The following is a 16185-nucleotide window of genomic DNA, read 5'->3' as shown; positions in this document are numbered from 1 at the left end:
CTGACGCTTGACTGACAATCTCGACCTGTTCGGCGATGCCGACGTACCGGCATCGCCCAATGCCTCTCCGGGGCCCGCTACCGCAGGCCATCCCGACAAGAAAAAGCCCGTCGGCAAGATCGTCCAGCCATGGACGCAAGATGCCGCGCTGACCACGCTCGCCAGCCGCCTGCCACCGAACCTGTATTTCGGCACGTCGTCATGGTCGTATCCAGGCTGGCACGGCATGGTCTATGACGGCCAGTACACGGAAAGCCTGCTGTCGCGCAAGGGACTACGGGCATGCGGCCAGCATCCGCTGCTACGCGCGGCCGGGATCGATCGCGGTTTCTATGGCCCGATCCCGCTGGCCGACTATCTCAATTACGCGGCGCAGGTGCCCGAAGATTTCCGATTCCTGGTCAAGGCACCGGCCAGTGTGTGCGACGCATGGCTGCGTGGGCCAGATGGCGCGGGACGCCTGGCCAACGCGGCATTCCTGAATCCGGAGATCGCCACACGTGACTTCATCACGCCGGCCACCGGTGGCCTTGGCCCACGTTGCGGGCCGTTGCTGTTCCAGCTATCGCCACTGCAGAACGTTGCCGATGATGGCCCGGCTTTCTTCGCACGGCTCGATGCCTTCCTGACCGCGCTGCCGCCGCTCGATCCGGCGTTGACGCCCCATGCGAGCTATGCCGTCGAATTGCGTGACGCGTCGCTGCTGACACCACGCTATATCCGGCTGTTGCGCGACCGTGGCGTGCGCTTTTGCCTGGCAGCGCGCGACCGGCTGCCACCGGTGGCGCGCCAGGCCCATGCGCAAATGCTGATGGATGACGGCGCGGCCGGCCCACTGGTCCTGCGCTGGATGCTGCGCGAGGGACGTTCGTATGCCATGGCCGAGCAGGCCTACGCGCCGTTCGACAAACTTGCCGACGCCGACGACACCACGCGCGATGCCATCGCCGATGTAGTTGCGCGAACGCTGCACGCAGGCCAGCCGGCCTACGTGATCGTCAGCAACAACGCCGAAGGCTGCGCGCCGCTGAGCATTGCCAGGCTTGCAGCGGCGATCGCCGACAGACTTGAAGCGTGAAGCGCGGCCGGCCTAGCGCCGCATGCGGTGCGAATAGTCGCGCCTGAACTTGGCCAGCTTCGGAGAAATCACGAACGCGCAATAGCCTTGCGCCGGATGCTCCTGGTAATAGTTCTGGTGGCTCATCTCGGCGCGCCAATATGGCTGCTCGGGTTCCACCTGCGTGACGATTGGTGCGTCATATACCTTGTTGGCCACCAGTTCGCCGATCACATATTCGGCCACGGCACGCTGCGCCTCGGAATGCGTAAAGATAATCGAGCGGTATTGCGTGCCCACGTCGTTACCCTGCCGGTTGAGTTGCGTAGGGTCGTGAATCGAGAAAAAGATTTCAAGGATCTCGCGGAAGGTAATCGTGGCCGGGTCAAAGGTCAGGCGCACGACTTCGGCATGATCGGTGTCACCTTCGCATACCTGACGATAGGTGGGATGACTGACATGCCCTCCTGTGTAGCCTGATTCCACCGCGCGCACACCGTCCACCTGCTGGAACACCGCTTCCAGACACCAGAAGCAACCACCGCCAAGCGTGGCGATCTCAAGTCCATGATCCATTCGCTCGCTCCCTTTCGCATCGGGGTTTCCATGCCGCGCCGGCTCCTGCGGGCATGGTTTCCAGCATAAGCAATGGAGCGGGGCATTGCCGGTAAAAATGAAACAACTCGCGTAAAGATCGCGTCAGGAAGCCGAAGACATCACTCCAATGGCGATTGTCCGGAGTCCGCTACAATCTCTGCATTCGGCAGCCGTGCACGTTTGTGCGCCATGCCACTGATATGGCCGCCCCCCGCGGATTAGGTTATGCGTGTTGAATGCGCGCTGGCCACCCCGATATGAAGATCATGGATTTGTGTGGAGCCCGAGACATGGGCATGCCAGAGGCCGAAGCCGCCCCCGCGGGCCGCAAGGCTACCGCCCCCGATTTCGACAGCCAGCATTTCAAGCGCGCGCTGTCGCAGTTCGCGACCGGCGTGACGGTGATCACGACGCACGCGGCCGACCACCCGTACGCCAACGGCGCGCCCTATATCGGCATTACGGCCAGTTCGTTCAATTCGGTATCGCTCGATCCGCCACTGGTGCTGTGGAGCATGGCCACGCGCGCCAACAGCCTGCCCATGTTCCGCGATGGTTCGCACTACATCGTCAATGTGCTGGCTGCATCGCAACTGGACTTGTGCCAGCGCTTTGCCTCGCTCAAGGGCGACCGCTTTGCCGGCGTGGACTACCGCCTGTCGGAAACCGGACTACCGATCCTGGCCAATGCATTGGCATGGTTCGAATGCCACAACCGCAGCCGCTATGACGAAGGCGACCACGTGATCTTCGTCGGTGAAGTGGAACGCTGCGGCATTCTCGATGAGGGCGGACAACCACTGGTATTCCAGGGCGCGCGGTTTTCCACGCTGGGACCGCTGGATCCGGACCAGCAGGACTAATCTGGCTAGCTGGATGGCTTGGACTGGTTGGTATCCTTGAGGATCGCCAGCGGCGATCCATCGGTCTTGATCCGTTGCAGCACAATGTTGGAGCGGATATCCATCACCCCGGGCGTGCGATAGAGCCGGTTGACGATGAAATCGGAGTAGTGCTTCAGGTTGCGCGCCTGCACACGCAGAATGTAGTTGCTGTCGCCAGTAATCACATACGCGGTCAACACCTCCGGCCAGGTCTGCACCACGGCGTTGAACGTGTCGTGCCATCCCTCCACGTCGTGGCGCATCGACACCTGCACAATCGCCTCGATCTCCAGCCCCAGTCGTTCGGCGTCGAACCAGGCCCGATAGCCGCCAATTACCCCACCCTCCTCCAGTAAGCGCACGCGCCGCAGGCAAGCCGACGGCGACAACGCCACCCGGTCGGCCAGGTCCTGGTTACTGATGCGGCCGTTCTCCTGCAAGGCGGTCAGGATGCGCAAATCGATCGGATCAAGGGTCATTTCGCAGAATCTTCTGTTTTTCCGTAGATCTTCACAATTCTATGCGAAAGATGGCTGTTTGCACGGGGCATTTCGCAAGCCTCTTCTCGGAGGATTTGACTATGATCCCCACACGTACCGCGTCTGTAGAAACGCCCCCGAGACATCATGCCAAACGCCCCCATCACGCAACGCCGGATCTGGGATATCACCCCGCCGGTATCGAACGCCACACCGGTCTGGCCCGGCGATACGCCGTTCCGCCATGAGCCCGCATGGCAACTCGATGAACACTGCCCCGTGAATGTCGGCCGCATCACCATGTCGCCGCACACGGGCGCCCATGCCGACGCACCGCTGCACTATGCGGCAGATGGCGCGCCGATTGGCGAGGTGCCGCTCGACGCCTATCTGGGCCCATGCCGCGTGATCCATTGCATTGGCGCATCGCCACGCGTGGAGCCGCACCAGATCGAACATGCGCTGTCCGACGTGCCGCCGCGCGTGCTGTTGCGCACCTATGCCCAGGCGCCGCAAGCCACGTGGGACGCGTCGTTCTGTGCCGTGGCCCCCGAGACCATCACGCTGCTGGCCCGCCACGGCGTGAAGCTGATCGGCATCGACACACCATCGCTGGACCCCGAAACCTCGAAGACCATGGACGCGCACCATGCCGTGCGCGACCACCGCCTGGCCATTCTCGAAGGCATCGTGCTCGATGACGTGCCGGCTGGCGACTACGAGCTGATAGCGCTGCCCCTGCGCCTGGCCACGCTCGATGCCAGCCCGGTCCGCGCGGTACTGCGCGAGCTCTGAACCGAAACACCGAATCTCCGAACCGCTGACTTACGGAATCCTCATGACGAACCTGACACGCGAACGCTGCCAGGCACTGGACCGGGACGACCCGCTCCGCGCCCTGCGCGAACAATTTGCCCTGCCCGAGGGCGTGATCTATCTCGATGGCAACTCACTGGGTGCGCGTCCCCGCGCGGCCGCCGCACGTGCAGCCGAAGTGGTCAATGCCGAATGGGGCGTCGGCCTGATCCGCAGCTGGAACACCGCCGGCTGGTTCGACCTGCCAGGCCGCCTGGGCAACCTGCTGGCGCCGCTGATTGGCGCGGGCCACGATGAAGTGGTGGTGACCGATACCACGTCGATCAATCTGTTCAAGGTGCTGGCCGCCGCGCTGCGCGTGCAGCAGCAACGTGATCCTGCACGCCGCGTGATCGTGTCCGAGGCCAGCAACTTCCCGACCGACCTCTATATCGCACAAGGCCTGGCCGATCTGCTGCAGCAAGGATATGAAGTACGTCTGGTCAACAGTCCCGCGGAAATCGACGCCGCGGTCGGTGCCGACACCGCCGTGCTGATGCTGACCCACGTCAACTACAAGACCGGCGAGATGCTCGACATGGCCGGCCTGACCGAACTGGCCCATGCGCGTGGCGCGTTGACGGTATGGGACCTGGCACATTCGGCCGGAGCCGTGCCCGTGGCACTCAATTCCGCCAAAGCCGACTACGCGATCGGCTGCACGTACAAGTATCTCAATGGCGGCCCCGGTTCGCCCGCCTTCGTGTGGGTAGCACCGGCGCTGCGCGACCAGTTCTGGCAACCGTTGTCGGGCTGGTGGGGTCATGGCGCGCCGTTCGCGATGTCGCCGCAATACGCCCCCGCGCGAGGCATCAGCCGTTTCCTGTGCGGCACACAGCCGGTAACGTCGCTGGCAATGGTCGAATGTGGCCTCGACATCTTCGCGCAGACCAGCATGAGCGCGCTGCGCACGAAGTCGCTCAAGCTGACCGACATGTTTATCGAACTGGTCGAAGCACGCTGCAGCGCGCACCCGCTGACGCTGGTCACGCCGCGTGAACATGCGAAGCGTGGCAGCCAGGTCAGCTTCGCGCATCCCGACGGCTATGCACTGGTAGCGGCGCTGATCGAGCGTGGCGTGATTGGCGATTATCGCGAACCCGGTATTGCGCGCTTTGGCTTTACGCCGCTCTATACGAGCTTTACCGAAGTATGGGATGCCGTCGAGATCATTCGTCACGTGCTCGATAGCGGCGCCTACCGCGACGCGCGCTTTGCGGTACGGACCGCGGTGACCTGAGCGGAGCGGATCATGAGTGAATTCAAGGGTTGCCCGATGGGGCACGGTGCCGCACCCGCCGACGATGGCAGCTGGCACGGCGCGCAGATGGATTTCGCGCGCGACATGAGCTATGGCGACTACCTGGGCCTGGACCAGATCCTCAGCGCCCAGCATCCGCTGTCGCCGGACCATAACGAGATGCTGTTTATCGTGCAGCACCAGACCACCGAGCTGTGGATGAAGCTGATGCTGCACGAGTTGCGCGCCGCGCGCGAAGGCGTGAAGACCGACCAGTTGCGCCCCGCGTTCAAGATGCTGGCGCGCGTTTCGCGCATCATGGATCAGTTGGTCCAGGCGTGGAACGTGCTGGCCACGATGACACCGCCCGAGTATTCGGCCATGCGCCCTTACCTTGGTGCGTCATCGGGATTCCAGTCCTACCAGTATCGCGAGATCGAGTTCATTCTTGGCAACAAGAATGCATCGATGCTTCGGCCTCACGCGCATCGGCCAGAACATCTGGCGCTGGTGGAGACCGCCCTCCATACGCCGTCGATGTATGACGAAGCCATCCGCCTGATGGCTCGGCGCGGATTCAACATCGATGCGGAAGTGGTGGAACGCGACTGGACCCAGCCGACCCAGTACAACGCATCGGTGGAAGCCGCGTGGCTTGAGATCTATCGCAATCCCTCAGCGCATTGGGAGCTGTACGAACTCGGCGAGAAATTCGTCGATCTCGAAGACGCGTTCCGTCAATGGCGCTTCCGCCATGTGACGACGGTGGAGCGCGTGATCGGTTTCAAGCGCGGCACCGGCGGCACCGAAGGCGTCAGCTATCTGCGCAGGATGCTGGATGTGGTGCTGTTCCCGGAACTGTGGAAATTGCGAACCGATCTTTAAATACTGGTGCCGGTGTTCTCCCCTCTCCCACTTCGTGGGCGAGGGGAGCTAAAACGACAACCCTAAGCTTCAACGTCCCGCCGGATCCGACAACCTTGCGCCCAGCACCTGCAACGCAGGCCCCAGCTTTTCGTGGAACGTTTCCTCGCTGACCGCGCCATACGATGCACTGCAACTCAGCATGTGCAGATCCTTTTCCCCAACCGGTTTGAACGCCACCGCAACCGCATGAATGGCCGGATGCCAGTCGCGGAACGACGGTGCGTAGCCATCGCGCTCGGCGGCAGCCAGCGCCGCGCGCATCGGCGTTTCCTGCTGCTTCCATTGTTCCGGATACGCCTGCGCGAACTCGGCCAGCACCCGGTCGCGGCGCGCTGACGGCAGGGCCGCCAGATACGCGCGCCCCATCGAACTCGATACCAGCGACAGGCGCGATCCCACGCCCAGCCCCAGCATCACGCCCGCATCGTTACGGATTGACTCGAGATAGATCACCTCCAGCCGCTCACGCTTGCCCAGTGAGACCGATACCCCGTGGGTCTGCGCAAACGCCAGCATGTGCGGACGCGCCAGCGCCACCACATCGGAAGCCGACAGGTAAGAAAAGCCCAATGCCAGCACCCCGGCGTCGAGCGCATACTTGCCCAGGCTCTCGTCGTAGCGCAGATAGCCGAGCTGTACCAGCGTGCCCGCCAGCCGGCTGACCGTGGCTTTCGGAAATCCCGTGCGTCGCACGAAATCCTGGTTGCCGAGCATCGCCTCGCCGGTGCGGAAGCACCGCAGCAATTCCAGCCCGCGGGCCAGCGCGGTGACAAAGTTCGGATCGCTTTCGCGTTCGCGCTGCACCGGCTCGGCGGCGGCAGCGACGGAAGATGTGGCCAAGGCGAGGCTCCAAGGTTGAGTGGTCGATTGTCGAACGCAAATCTCAGGGGCGCGGAAATCCCCTGTTGCAGCGCGAATCGGTTCAGCTATACTAGCTCATCGGAACAAGGTTCCGCAATGCGGAACCAGAAAATTTCTTTTTGATCGAAGGCGAGCGCCTTCGCCGCGCCACTGAAGAAGGAGACCTCCATGGCTGCCAATGCCGAATTCCACTGGGCCGACCCGCTGCTGATCGACCAGCAACTGACCGACGACGAGCGCATGATCCGTGACGCCTCCGCGGCCTATTGCCAGGACAAGCTGATGCCGCGCGTGCTGCAGTCGTTCCGCAACGAGAAGACCGATGTGGAGATCTTCCGCGAGATGGGCGAACTGGGCCTGCTGGGACCGACGATCCCCGAGCAGTACGGCGGCCCGGGCCTGAACTACGTCAGCTACGGCCTGATCGCGCGCGAAGTGGAGCGTGTGGATTCGGGCTACCGCTCGATGATGAGCGTGCAGTCGTCGCTGGTGATGGTGCCGATCTATGAATTCGGCACCGAAGCCCAGAAGCAGAAGTACCTGCCGAAGCTGGCCACCGGCGAATGGATTGGCTGTTTCGGCCTGACTGAACCGAACCACGGTTCGGATCCGGGCTCGATGGTGACGCGCGCCAGGAAGGTGGACGGCGGCTACGAGCTGAGCGGTGCCAAGATGTGGATCACGAACTCCCCGATCGCCGATGTGTTCGTGGTCTGGGCCAAGCTGATGGGCGAGGACGGCCAGGAAGCCATCCGCGGCTTTATCCTGGAAAAGGGCTGGAAGGGCCTGTCCGCACCGGCCATCCATGGCAAGGTGGGCCTGCGCACCTCGATCACCGGCGAAATCGTGCTGGACCAGGTGTTCGTGCCCGAAGAAAACCTGATGCCGGGCGTCAGCGGCCTCAAGGGTCCGTTCACGTGCCTGAACTCGGCCCGCTACGGCATTGCCTGGGGCGCGCTGGGTGCCGCCGAGTTCTGCTGGCACGCCGCCCGCCAGTACACGCTGGACCGCAAGCAGTTCGGCCGCCCGCTGGCCGCCACGCAGCTGGTGCAGAAGAAGCTGGCCGACATGCAGACCGAAATCACGCTGGGCCTGCAAGGCTGCCTGCGCCTGGGCCGCATGAAGGACGAAGGCACGGCCGCGGTGGAAATCACCTCGATCATGAAGCGCAACTCGTGCGGCAAGTCGCTGGACATTGCCCGCGTGGCACGCGACATGCTCGGCGGCAACGGCATCTCCGACGAATTCGGCGTGATCCGCCACGTGGTGAACCTGGAAGTGGTGAACACCTACGAAGGCACGCACGATATCCACGCGCTGATCCTGGGTCGCGCCCAGACCGGCCTGCAAGCATTCTTCTGAAGCGAAAAAAGCCCGGCCCATGGCGGTGACCATGGCCGGGCGGAAGCACACTACCAAGGAGACGACGGGCACGACCCCGTCGTTTTACGACATCGGTAAAGCAGTATTCGGCCGGGCCGGGGTGCAAACCCCGCGCCCGGTTTTTCTTTACTTGTTCGGTTGCGGCGTCAGGCGCAGGTACGGACGCACCGCCTTGTAGCCCTTCGGGAATTTCTGGCGGATCACCTCTTCATCCTTCAGCGACGGCACGATCACCACATCATCACCGTCCTGCCAGTTGCCCGGCGTGGCCACGCTGTGGTGGTCGGTCAACTGCAACGAATCGATGACACGCAGGATCTCGTTGAAATTTCTACCGGTACTGGCCGGGTAGGTAATGATCAGCCTTACCTTCTTCTTCGGGTCGATCACGAACAGAGAACGCACGGTCAGCGTCTCGTTGGCGTTCGGATGGATCATGTCGTAGAGCTCGGAAACCTTGCGGTCGCCATCGGCCAGGATCGGGAAATTGACCGAGGTGGACTGCGTGTCGTTGATATCCTGGATCCAGCCCTTGTGCGACTCCACGCTGTCCACGGACAGGGCGATCGCCTTGACATTGCGCTTGCCGAATTCCTCCTTGAGCTTGGCGGTCAGGCCCAGTTCGGTCGTGCACACCGGCGTGTAGTCGGCCGGGTGCGAGAACAGGACACCCCAGCCTTCGCCCAGCCAGTCGTGGAAGCGGATGCGGCCCTCGCTCGATTCTTGCTCGAAGTCCGGTGCGATATCGCCAAGACGCAATGCCATGAGAGAAGTCTCCAAAGAAACTGAAAATAAACGAAAGTAAGGAAAGGTAAAAACCGGTGAACCAGCTTAGCCGGATTGCCATCCAACCCAAACGAATATAAAGTCACTACAAAATCACTCGAAGTCATAAAGACCTCGAGCGGCGCGCCATTGTTCCCCAAAACCGTTGCGGACGGTGGCACGTTGCGTGACATGTGTACAGCTTTGTAGCGGCGAGCTTGAAACGATGGCAAACCGCCACATATGCTAGGTGGAAGACAAGAAACGCCACAAGCCGGAGCGAGCAAGGCAAAATGTCACCACTTGAACCAACCGCCCGCAAACAGGAGAAACTGATGAGCGATGTCAAGACCGTTCTGTCCGACGCCGAAGAACTGCTTAAGCAAGCGGCCTCGACCACCGGCGAGAAAGCCGCCGAACTGCGTGAGCGTGGCATGGGCCTGCTGAAGCAGGCCAAGGAAAAGGCCCAGGATCTGCAAGACGCTGTCGTGACCAAGAGCAAGGCGGCCGCACGCGCCACCGACGACTATGTGCATGACCACCCGTGGCGCGCCGTGGGCGTGGCGGCCGGCGTGGGCCTGCTGGTCGGCCTGCTGCTGAACCGCAAGTAAGCAAGCAAGCGGCTGCCGACCCCAACGTCGGCGCCGCAGTATTGCGTAGTACCGTTTTGCCAGCCCGGCCGCGCATCTGCGCCGGGCTGCATGAAGTTTCAGGACGGACCGGCGCGGCCCATCAGCCGCTGCCGGTCCACCGTCGCAGATGCCGCCCCTGCCGGCGCATCGTTTTTCCGCCGGAGCCGCATGAGCGAATCCCATTCCCCCAAGTTCCTGGACTCCCTTCGCAACCTCACCGGTTCGGTGGTGTCGATGCTGCAGACACGCCTGGAGCTTGCCAGCGTGGAGCTGGCCGAGGAGCGCACGCGGCTGATGAAGATTGCGCTACTGGCCTGCTTCGGGCTGGTGTTCTTCAGCATGGCGCTGATGACTTTCACGCTGCTGATTGCCATCCTGTTCTGGGAAAGTTACCGCTGGCAGGCCATTGGCGCCATCGTGGTGTTCTACGTGGTCTGTGCCGCGGCCTGTCTGCTGATAGCCCGCAACAAGGTTCGCCATGCCCCGCCGCTGTTCGAATCCACGCTGGCCGAACTCGATAAAGACCGGGAGATGCTGCGCCAATGACCACGCCCGAAGACGAATCGATCGACAACCTCCCGCGTCGCGATCATCCGCGCCCGGTCCGCTTCACGCGTGAAGTACGCCTGCCACTGGCAGTGCGCAAGGAATTGCTGATTACCCGTGCCGCGCTGGAACGCTATGACGCGGTGCAGGCCCTGCATCAGGTCAAGGGCGGCGCGCGCCGCATGACCAGTGTCGGCGCATGGTTGCCACGCATGACGCGCCCGTCGGGCTGGCTCAAGCTGCTCGGTATCACGCGTGACTATCCGATGCTGAGCACGGCCATCACGCTGGCCATGCCCTTGCTGCGCAAGACGCCGCTTGGCCGGGTAGCCTGGAAGCTGTCGAAAGTCGGCATGATCGCTGGTGCCGGGTACTGGGCCTACAAGACCTGGAATGCCTCGCAGCAGCCAGCGCCCGCCGCACACGTGGTCCCGGCCGGCCCGGCCCCCGTGGACACCGGCTTCCGCGATCCGCTGGTGGCATCGCCGCCTGCCGCGCCCCAACCCTGAGCCTGGCCAGCCCTGCTCAGCCCACCCGCACACGATTGCGACCATCGCGCTTGGCCCGATAGCAAGCCAGATCGGCCGCATCGAGTGCATCTTCGCGCTTGAGCGTCCGTTCGTCTATCCTGATCAGGCCGATACTGACGCCGACCGAGAAATCGTGCTCGCCACAGCAGTAGCGATAGGCGGCAATGGCGCCGCGCAGCGCCTCGGCCACGCGCTCGCCATCTGACGCCGGACAATATTCGAGCAGCACCGCAAACTCGTCGCCCCCAAGCCGGGCCAGCGTATCGCTGCGCCGCAGTTGCTGACGCATGATGTCCGCGAGCTGGCAGATCAGTTCGTCGCCGGCCGCGTGACCGCAGGTATCGTTGACCGTCTTGAACTGGTCTAGATCGAGGTACATCAGCGTATGTACGCAACCTTCAAGCTGGGCCCGCGTCACGGCTGCGCCGAGCCGACGCTCGAATTCGAGCCGGTTGACCAGCCCGGTCAACGCGTCGTGACTGGCTTCGTAGGCCAGTTGCGCGGCATGCGCGCGCTCCAGGCTCACATCGTGCAGCACGACCACCAGCCCGATGGCCTGGCCACCCTTGTCGCGAATCAATGCAACCGATGGCTTCACCGCAACGGTCGCGCCCTGCTCGCCCGGCAGCCTGCGCGTGAGCTGCATCACCACCTGGCTGGGCCAGTTGTTCTCCAGCGCGCGTGGCACCAGATCGTTGACCGGCTCGCGGCTGGCTTCGTCATGCAGGCGGCAGACCTGTTGCAGGAAGCAGCCGGCCGCCTCGGCCTCGGTCCAGCCTGTCATTGCCTCTGCCACCGGATTCAGTGACTGGATCCGCCCCCAGACATCGGTCGTGATCACGGCATCGCCAATCGCCTGCAGCGTGACCTGAGCGCGCTCCTTTTCGGCAAACAGCTGCGCCTCGAAACGCTTGCGATCGGAAATATCGCTTAGCGACCCGGCCATGCGTACAGCCTTGCCCACCGCGCTGCGCACGATCTGTCCGCGCGCCCTGACCCACAGATAACCACCGCCTTTGCGGCGCAGGCGCATCTCCACATCGTAGGGCAAGCCCTTGCGTACATGACCAACCAGGCGGCGGTCGAACTCGGCCACATCGGCCGGATGCATCAATGCCAGCAAGGTCTCGCGCGCGTATGGCAGCTCACGCGCGCCATAGCCGAGCATCTCGGCACAGCGCGGCGAGAAGTAGAGTTCGCCACGATGCGGATGCCAGTCCCACAGCCCATCGCTACTGCCGGCCACCGCCAGTTGCAGGCGTTCCTCGCTGACCGCCAGCGCCTGCCTGAGCTCGCGCTGCTTGCGTGTGGTCCGCTTCGACAGCCATGTGGCGCACACCAGCATCAACAGCGTGGCGGCCGCCACGCACCACATCAACACCGCACGCACCCGTCGCGATGCCTTGCCCAAGGCATTGGAAAACGCTTCTTCCATCGGCGTCAGCAATGCATCGATATCGGCAATGTCGCGCTGCAGCGGCGCTACGCAGGCGGCATCGCAAGCCGGTTCACTGGCGCGTTCGCGCAGGCGCCGCGCCATGATTTCGAGCCGCCTGATTTCCACATCGGCCGCAGCCCAGACCGAGATCGCTTCATCGATCTCGGGCACATTGCGGAAGTACCGGTAGAGGCGAATCATGCCCGGGATATCGTCACGATGATTGCCGCCAACCAGGAATCCATTCACGGCGTGCGCTCGATCGAAATCGGGTTTTTCCAGTTCGAGACGCGCCTGATGATCACCGAGCGGTACGGCGATCGCGGCAAGATAGGCCTGGTAGTCGTCCTCGCGCCGGCTTTCGGCGTAGCGCAGCAGATGCAGGACCGCGGCCTTCTGCCCCTTGGTCCAGAGACTCTCGCCCGCAACGAAGCCGCGCGCGGCGGACAGCACGTCCACGCTGGCAACGCACAACAATGCCAACGCCAGTACCACCGGGACGAACGGCCAGACAACACGCAGTACGTGCTCATTGGCCGGCAGGCTTCCTCCACCACCAGCATGCTGCATATGAGGCTTCCCGCGCCGGGTCATGGCCCGGCACTTGTCGATGAATGCACCACGGCCGCCCACGTACTGGCAGACCGCATCCGGTTGCATTGTCAACGACGCATTACGGGGTGTCTCTAACTCAGACTGGTTATTTGGAACCGGGTAGAAACAGCATTCAACTGCCTAGCAGAATCAACAGCAACAAGCCGTTGAGAAAGGCCAGTCCACCGAGGATAACCATCAGCATTGGCAGCCTTTGCAGCCACGCAAGCGTAGTGAGTGCCACGGCGCGGTAGTACATCGGCCGCCTGCGAACCACGAACCAGCCAAGCGCGCCCATCGCCATCAGCAATGCGCCCAGCCACACGCCCCATGGCAACAAGGGGCGATGCGGCTGCACAGCCCGCTGGTCGTAGCTGCGGCGCGCAGCCAACGGCAGCGGCGGCAGCGATTCACGCAGCGTAACCACGCGCGGCTCGATCGTGGACTGGACGACTACCGGCGCCATCCAAGCCGGCGGCACGGGCGGGCTAGGCCCCGCGCCCTTCGAAACCTTGTCATCGGGCACCTTCACCATCTTTGCAGGTGGCGCGCCTCGCGCCACCTGGGCGGACGCAGTCCGATTCCATTCCGCGAACACCGCATCGACACACTTGACCGTCCCGCAGGCATCGCGCTTCCTGCGCCATGCCTGCAGATCATTGCGTCGCAAGGTACCGGCGCGCAGCCTGCGCTGCTGGTCGGCATGAATTGCCTCGTACGCGTGGTTCAGCATCGCGTATTCGCAGATCAGTTTCCTGCCGGGCACACGGAGATCGTTACGCGAGTGAGTCTGGTACGACAGCGGACAGGCAATATCGGACGCCCATGCCGCATCGGCGCCAAGCAGAACCAGGGCGAAAAGCAGGGCCAGACGGCCCGCAAGCCGGCGCATGAAGTCTGCTCATCGGCCTCCGCAGGGATGGGGATTTTTATTCTAGGCAGCGGAGCCGCGGATTGCAGACGGCGTTGTGTGCGCTTGCGCATGGAACGGGCAAGCGCACAGGAAGGTACAGAAAACAAAAGGGCCTGTGACTTTCGCCACAGGCCCTTCTGGGAATGCTGGTGGGTCGTGCGTGACTCGAACACGCGACCAACGGATTAAAAGTCCGCTGCTCTACCGACTGAGCTAACGACCCGGAAAAACTGAATCCGCGATTATAGGGAGCACCCTATGGACTGTCAAGTTTCCAACGTGAGTCGGACGGCTCAGGCCATACGCTCCAGACGCCACATCTGGTATTTGAAAGCGAGGATCGCGCCGACCAGGATCGTGGCGAACACGATGAACGAGCCGACCGCCAGCGTCGATACGCCGGAGAGGCCCTGCCCGATCGTGCAGCCCAGCGCCGTCACGCCGCCGGCGCCCATCAGGATGCCGCCGACCATGTGATTGGCCACGTCCTCGGCATTGCCGAAGCCTTCCCAGCGGAACGTGCGCGACACCAGCGCATAGCCGGCTGCACCGGCAATCACGCCAATCACGCTGACGATGCCGATCGTCAGCACCTTGCTCTTGTCGCTGAACATCATCAGCCAGTCGAGGGTGTACGCATACGGGGCCACGAAGCTCAGGCTTTCCATGCGTCCACTATTGCTGGCCACGAACAGTTCTTCAAGCGTATTCGGATCCTCGGACACATAGCCCAGATGACCCGATACGTACCACATGCCCACGATGATCAGGCCCACGGCCAGGCCACCGAGCAGGTTGTCGAACGTGCGGAAGCCGTTGCCGATCAGCGCCCAGATCACGAGCACCGCGCCGATCACCACGCCAAGCACCAGCTGCAGCGTGCCGCGCGCCATGCCGGTGGTTTGCGCCACCAGCGACGGCAGGTCCTGCGTCGACGGCAGCGTCACCGCCACCGCATCGACCGTATTCACGCGCACCACGCCGAACAGGCCGCGCAACGTCATATAGGCCGACAAGCCGAGAAACACGAACACCACGAGCGACTTGAGGTTGCCGGCGCCGATACGCACCAGCGTCTTGCTGCCGCAACCCGATGCCAGCACCATGCCGAAACCGAACATCAGCCCACCCACGGCTGCCGACAACCAGCCCAGGCGCGCCGACGTATAGATCGTCTTGGTCGGATCGATCAGTCCAGCCCACGCCAATACACCGGTACCGATCATCGCCACGCCGATGGCCATGATCCACATGCGCATGCGGCTCCAGTCGCCAATATTGACGATGTCCGAGATGGCGCCCATCGTGCAGAAGTGCGTACGTTGCAGCACGGCGCCAAACAGGAAGGTCAGGACGAAGGTGCTCAGCAATACGGTGTGCGTCAGCGCGGGGATATCGATGTCAGGCATGTTGGACCGGGGGCTCGTGGACTTGTATTTCTTCTCTTGGAAGGAGGCGCTCGTGGGCGGCGCCCCGCTTCCGTGCTTGCTGCTTTATGCAGCCGACTGGTAGCGCGTGGGGTCGGCCACGCCAGCTGCTTCAAAACCTGTCTTGCGAATACGGCACGAATCGCAAACCCCGCATGCGCGACCTTCATCGTCGGCCTTGTAGCACGACACGGTCAGGCCATAGTCGACCCCGAGCCTGATGCCGGCACGGATGATCTCGGCCTTGGTCATGTCGATGATCGGTGCATGCACGTGAAAACGGTCACCTTCAACGCCCGCCTTGGTTGCCAGGTTGGCCAGCGTCTCATAGGCCGACACGTACTCGGGGCGGCAATCGGGATAACCGGAATAGTCGACGGCGTTGGCCCCGAAGAACAGGTCGCGACCACCGATCGCCTCGGCCCAGCCCAATGCCAGCGACAGCATGATCGTATTGCGTGCGGGTACATAAGTAATGGGGATGCCGCCGGTGGCGCCATCGGTAGGCACGTCGAGCGCGTCGTCGGTCAGCGCCGAGCCGCCAAAGCGTCGCAAATCCAGGTCGATGATTTCGTGGCGCTTGGCACCCAGCGCGGCGGCCACTTTCGCTGCGGCATCCAGTTCGGACGAATGCCGCTGGCCGTAGCGCATCGACAAGGCATAGGTTTCATACCCGGCCGCATTGGCCATGGCAAGGACAGTGGCGGAGTCAAGGCCGCCGGAAAGCAGGACGATTGCGCGTTTGGTCATGATGGGTTGCGCGCGGAACAAGCGCGCTGTTGGACACGCCTCGATGGGCGAATCGTTTATTTTAGCGCGGTTGTGGTTGGTCTCCCCTGGTTTGCTCCCCTCTCCCGCCATGCGGGAGAGGGGTTGGGGGAGAGGGCCAGCGGTTCAAATTGCGAGAGTCGGCAAGCAGAACCTCATACCCTCTCCCCCGGCCCCTCTCCCGCGCGCGGGAGAGGGGAGCAAACCAACGACGATTCGAACACTCCCAAAAAAGAAAAAACCCGCGAATTCGCGGGTTTTTTCCTGACTTACGCACTGCGTCCGGTTA

17 protein-coding genes and 1 tRNA gene are annotated in these 16185 nt (G+C 63.0%); 9 read left to right on the top strand and 9 right to left on the bottom strand.

Features of this window, described 5'->3' with window-relative positions:
• The first annotated feature begins 7 nt into the window (after nt 1-7).
• Complete coding sequence (locus ACO550_RS21560) at nt 8-1078, top strand: DUF72 domain-containing protein (RefSeq protein ID WP_315594853.1); 1071 nt, start codon at nt 8-10, stop codon at nt 1076-1078.
• 12 nt (nt 1079-1090) lie between these two features.
• Here the strand turns inward: ACO550_RS21560 and msrA are convergent, their stop codons facing one another.
• Entirely contained in the window at nt 1091-1633 is a 543-nt protein-coding gene (gene msrA / locus ACO550_RS21555) for a peptide-methionine (S)-S-oxide reductase MsrA (RefSeq protein WP_315594854.1), read from the bottom strand.
• Between the two features lie 311 nt (nt 1634-1944).
• On the opposite strand from msrA, the gene ACO550_RS21550 reads away from it, so the two are divergent.
• On the top strand, nt 1945-2517 hold the full coding sequence (locus ACO550_RS21550) for a flavin reductase (RefSeq protein ID WP_315594855.1): 573 nt from the start codon (nt 1945-1947) through the stop codon (nt 2515-2517).
• Nucleotides 2518-2522: 5 nt separating this feature from the next.
• Here the strand turns inward: ACO550_RS21550 and ACO550_RS21545 are convergent, their stop codons facing one another.
• A complete protein-coding gene (locus ACO550_RS21545) occupies nt 2523-3017 on the bottom strand; it encodes an Lrp/AsnC family transcriptional regulator (protein WP_315594856.1) in 495 nt (164 codons plus the stop codon).
• A gap of 147 nt (nt 3018-3164) precedes the next feature.
• Between ACO550_RS21545 and kynB the strand changes: the two genes are divergently transcribed.
• The 3 genes from kynB to kynA are packed head-to-tail and all read left to right on the top strand — an operon-like array spanning nt 3165 to nt 5997.
• Nucleotides 3165-3812 (top strand): arylformamidase, encoded by a 648-nt coding sequence (kynB, locus tag ACO550_RS21540; RefSeq protein ID WP_315594857.1) that lies wholly within the window; start codon nt 3165-3167, stop codon nt 3810-3812.
• A 43-nt stretch (nt 3813-3855) separates the two neighbouring features.
• Entirely contained in the window at nt 3856-5112 is a 1257-nt protein-coding gene (gene kynU / locus ACO550_RS21535; RefSeq protein WP_315594858.1) for a kynureninase, read from the top strand.
• A gap of 12 nt (nt 5113-5124) precedes the next feature.
• On the top strand, nt 5125-5997 hold the full coding sequence (kynA, locus tag ACO550_RS21530) for a tryptophan 2,3-dioxygenase (protein WP_315594859.1): 873 nt from the start codon (nt 5125-5127) through the stop codon (nt 5995-5997).
• Nucleotides 5998-6066: 69 nt separating this feature from the next.
• Here kynA and ACO550_RS21525 read toward each other — a convergent pair whose 3' ends face one another.
• Nucleotides 6067-6879: a helix-turn-helix domain-containing protein gene (locus tag ACO550_RS21525; protein ID WP_315594860.1), complete on the bottom strand. Its 813-nt coding sequence runs from the start codon at nt 6877-6879 to the stop codon at nt 6067-6069.
• 189 nt (nt 6880-7068) lie between these two features.
• Between ACO550_RS21525 and ACO550_RS21520 the strand changes: the two genes are divergently transcribed.
• On the top strand, nt 7069-8262 hold the full coding sequence (locus ACO550_RS21520; protein WP_315594861.1) for an acyl-CoA dehydrogenase family protein: 1194 nt from the start codon (nt 7069-7071) through the stop codon (nt 8260-8262).
• 147 nt (nt 8263-8409) lie between these two features.
• Here the strand turns inward: ACO550_RS21520 and ACO550_RS21515 are convergent, their stop codons facing one another.
• A complete protein-coding gene (locus ACO550_RS21515; RefSeq protein ID WP_315594862.1) occupies nt 8410-9048 on the bottom strand; it encodes a peroxiredoxin in 639 nt (212 codons plus the stop codon).
• Nucleotides 9049-9341: 293 nt separating this feature from the next.
• Here ACO550_RS21515 and ACO550_RS21510 point away from each other — a divergent pair, with 293 nt between their 5' ends.
• The 3 genes from ACO550_RS21510 to ACO550_RS21500 all read left to right on the top strand — a co-directional run bounded on the left by ACO550_RS21510 (nt 9342) and on the right by ACO550_RS21500 (nt 10735).
• Complete coding sequence (locus ACO550_RS21510) at nt 9342-9659, top strand: ElaB/YgaM/YqjD family protein (RefSeq protein WP_315594863.1); 318 nt, start codon at nt 9342-9344, stop codon at nt 9657-9659.
• Between the two features lie 189 nt (nt 9660-9848).
• The gene (locus tag ACO550_RS21505; protein ID WP_315594864.1) at nt 9849-10226 is read left to right on the top strand and encodes a phage holin family protein; all 378 of its coding nucleotides are present in this window, start codon (nt 9849-9851) and stop codon (nt 10224-10226) included.
• Nucleotides 10223-10735 (top strand): DUF3318 domain-containing protein, encoded by a 513-nt coding sequence (locus ACO550_RS21500; RefSeq protein WP_315594865.1) that lies wholly within the window; start codon nt 10223-10225, stop codon nt 10733-10735. Before ACO550_RS21505 ends, ACO550_RS21500 begins: the two co-directional genes overlap by 4 nt.
• A 16-nt stretch (nt 10736-10751) precedes the next feature.
• Here ACO550_RS21500 and ACO550_RS21495 read toward each other — a convergent pair whose 3' ends face one another.
• From ACO550_RS21495 to queC, 5 genes are all read right to left on the bottom strand, one after another.
• The gene (locus ACO550_RS21495) at nt 10752-12764 is read right to left on the bottom strand and encodes a diguanylate cyclase domain-containing protein (protein WP_315594871.1); all 2013 of its coding nucleotides are present in this window, start codon (nt 12762-12764) and stop codon (nt 10752-10754) included.
• Nucleotides 12765-12921: 157 nt separating this feature from the next.
• Nucleotides 12922-13680, bottom strand: a complete 759-nt coding sequence (locus ACO550_RS21490; RefSeq protein WP_315594866.1) for a hypothetical protein — start codon at nt 13678-13680, stop codon at nt 12922-12924.
• Between the two features lie 168 nt (nt 13681-13848).
• Nucleotides 13849-13924: transfer RNA gene (locus ACO550_RS21485), tRNA-Lys, on the bottom strand.
• A 70-nt stretch (nt 13925-13994) separates the two neighbouring features.
• The gene (locus ACO550_RS21480; protein WP_315594867.1) at nt 13995-15110 is read right to left on the bottom strand and encodes a YeeE/YedE thiosulfate transporter family protein; all 1116 of its coding nucleotides are present in this window, start codon (nt 15108-15110) and stop codon (nt 13995-13997) included.
• Nucleotides 15111-15194: 84 nt separating this feature from the next.
• Nucleotides 15195-15878: a 7-cyano-7-deazaguanine synthase QueC gene (gene queC, locus ACO550_RS21475; protein WP_315594868.1), complete on the bottom strand. Its 684-nt coding sequence runs from the start codon at nt 15876-15878 to the stop codon at nt 15195-15197.
• Nucleotides 15879-16185 lie beyond the last annotated feature (307 nt).

The organism is Cupriavidus sp. (assembly GCF_057315035.1).
This window is presented reverse-complemented; position numbering and strand designations above follow the sequence as displayed.

Excerpts from the sequence above, each read along its gene's own strand:
- msrA (WP_315594854.1), bottom strand. The coding sequence starts at position 1,633 with ATGGATCATGGACTTGAGATCGCCACGCTTGGCGGTGGTTGCTTCTGG.
- ACO550_RS21550 (WP_315594855.1), top strand. The coding sequence starts at position 1,945 with ATGGGCATGCCAGAGGCCGAAGCCGCCCCCGCGGGCCGCAAGGCTACC.
- ACO550_RS21545 (WP_315594856.1), bottom strand. The coding sequence starts at position 3,017 with ATGACCCTTGATCCGATCGATTTGCGCATCCTGACCGCCTTGCAGGAG.
- kynB (WP_315594857.1), top strand. The coding sequence starts at position 3,165 with ATGCCAAACGCCCCCATCACGCAACGCCGGATCTGGGATATCACCCCG.
- kynU (WP_315594858.1), top strand. The coding sequence starts at position 3,856 with ATGACGAACCTGACACGCGAACGCTGCCAGGCACTGGACCGGGACGAC.
- kynA (WP_315594859.1), top strand. The coding sequence starts at position 5,125 with ATGAGTGAATTCAAGGGTTGCCCGATGGGGCACGGTGCCGCACCCGCC.
- ACO550_RS21520 (WP_315594861.1), top strand. The coding sequence starts at position 7,069 with ATGGCTGCCAATGCCGAATTCCACTGGGCCGACCCGCTGCTGATCGAC.
- ACO550_RS21515 (WP_315594862.1), bottom strand. The coding sequence starts at position 9,048 with ATGGCATTGCGTCTTGGCGATATCGCACCGGACTTCGAGCAAGAATCG.
- ACO550_RS21510 (WP_315594863.1), top strand. The coding sequence starts at position 9,342 with ATGTCACCACTTGAACCAACCGCCCGCAAACAGGAGAAACTGATGAGC.
- ACO550_RS21505 (WP_315594864.1), top strand. The coding sequence starts at position 9,849 with ATGAGCGAATCCCATTCCCCCAAGTTCCTGGACTCCCTTCGCAACCTC.
- ACO550_RS21500 (WP_315594865.1), top strand. The coding sequence starts at position 10,223 with ATGACCACGCCCGAAGACGAATCGATCGACAACCTCCCGCGTCGCGAT.
- ACO550_RS21495 (WP_315594871.1), bottom strand. The coding sequence starts at position 12,764 with ATGCAGCATGCTGGTGGTGGAGGAAGCCTGCCGGCCAATGAGCACGTA.
- ACO550_RS21490 (WP_315594866.1), bottom strand. The coding sequence starts at position 13,680 with ATGCGCCGGCTTGCGGGCCGTCTGGCCCTGCTTTTCGCCCTGGTTCTG.
- ACO550_RS21480 (WP_315594867.1), bottom strand. The coding sequence starts at position 15,110 with ATGCCTGACATCGATATCCCCGCGCTGACGCACACCGTATTGCTGAGC.
- queC (WP_315594868.1), bottom strand. The coding sequence starts at position 15,878 with ATGACCAAACGCGCAATCGTCCTGCTTTCCGGCGGCCTTGACTCCGCC.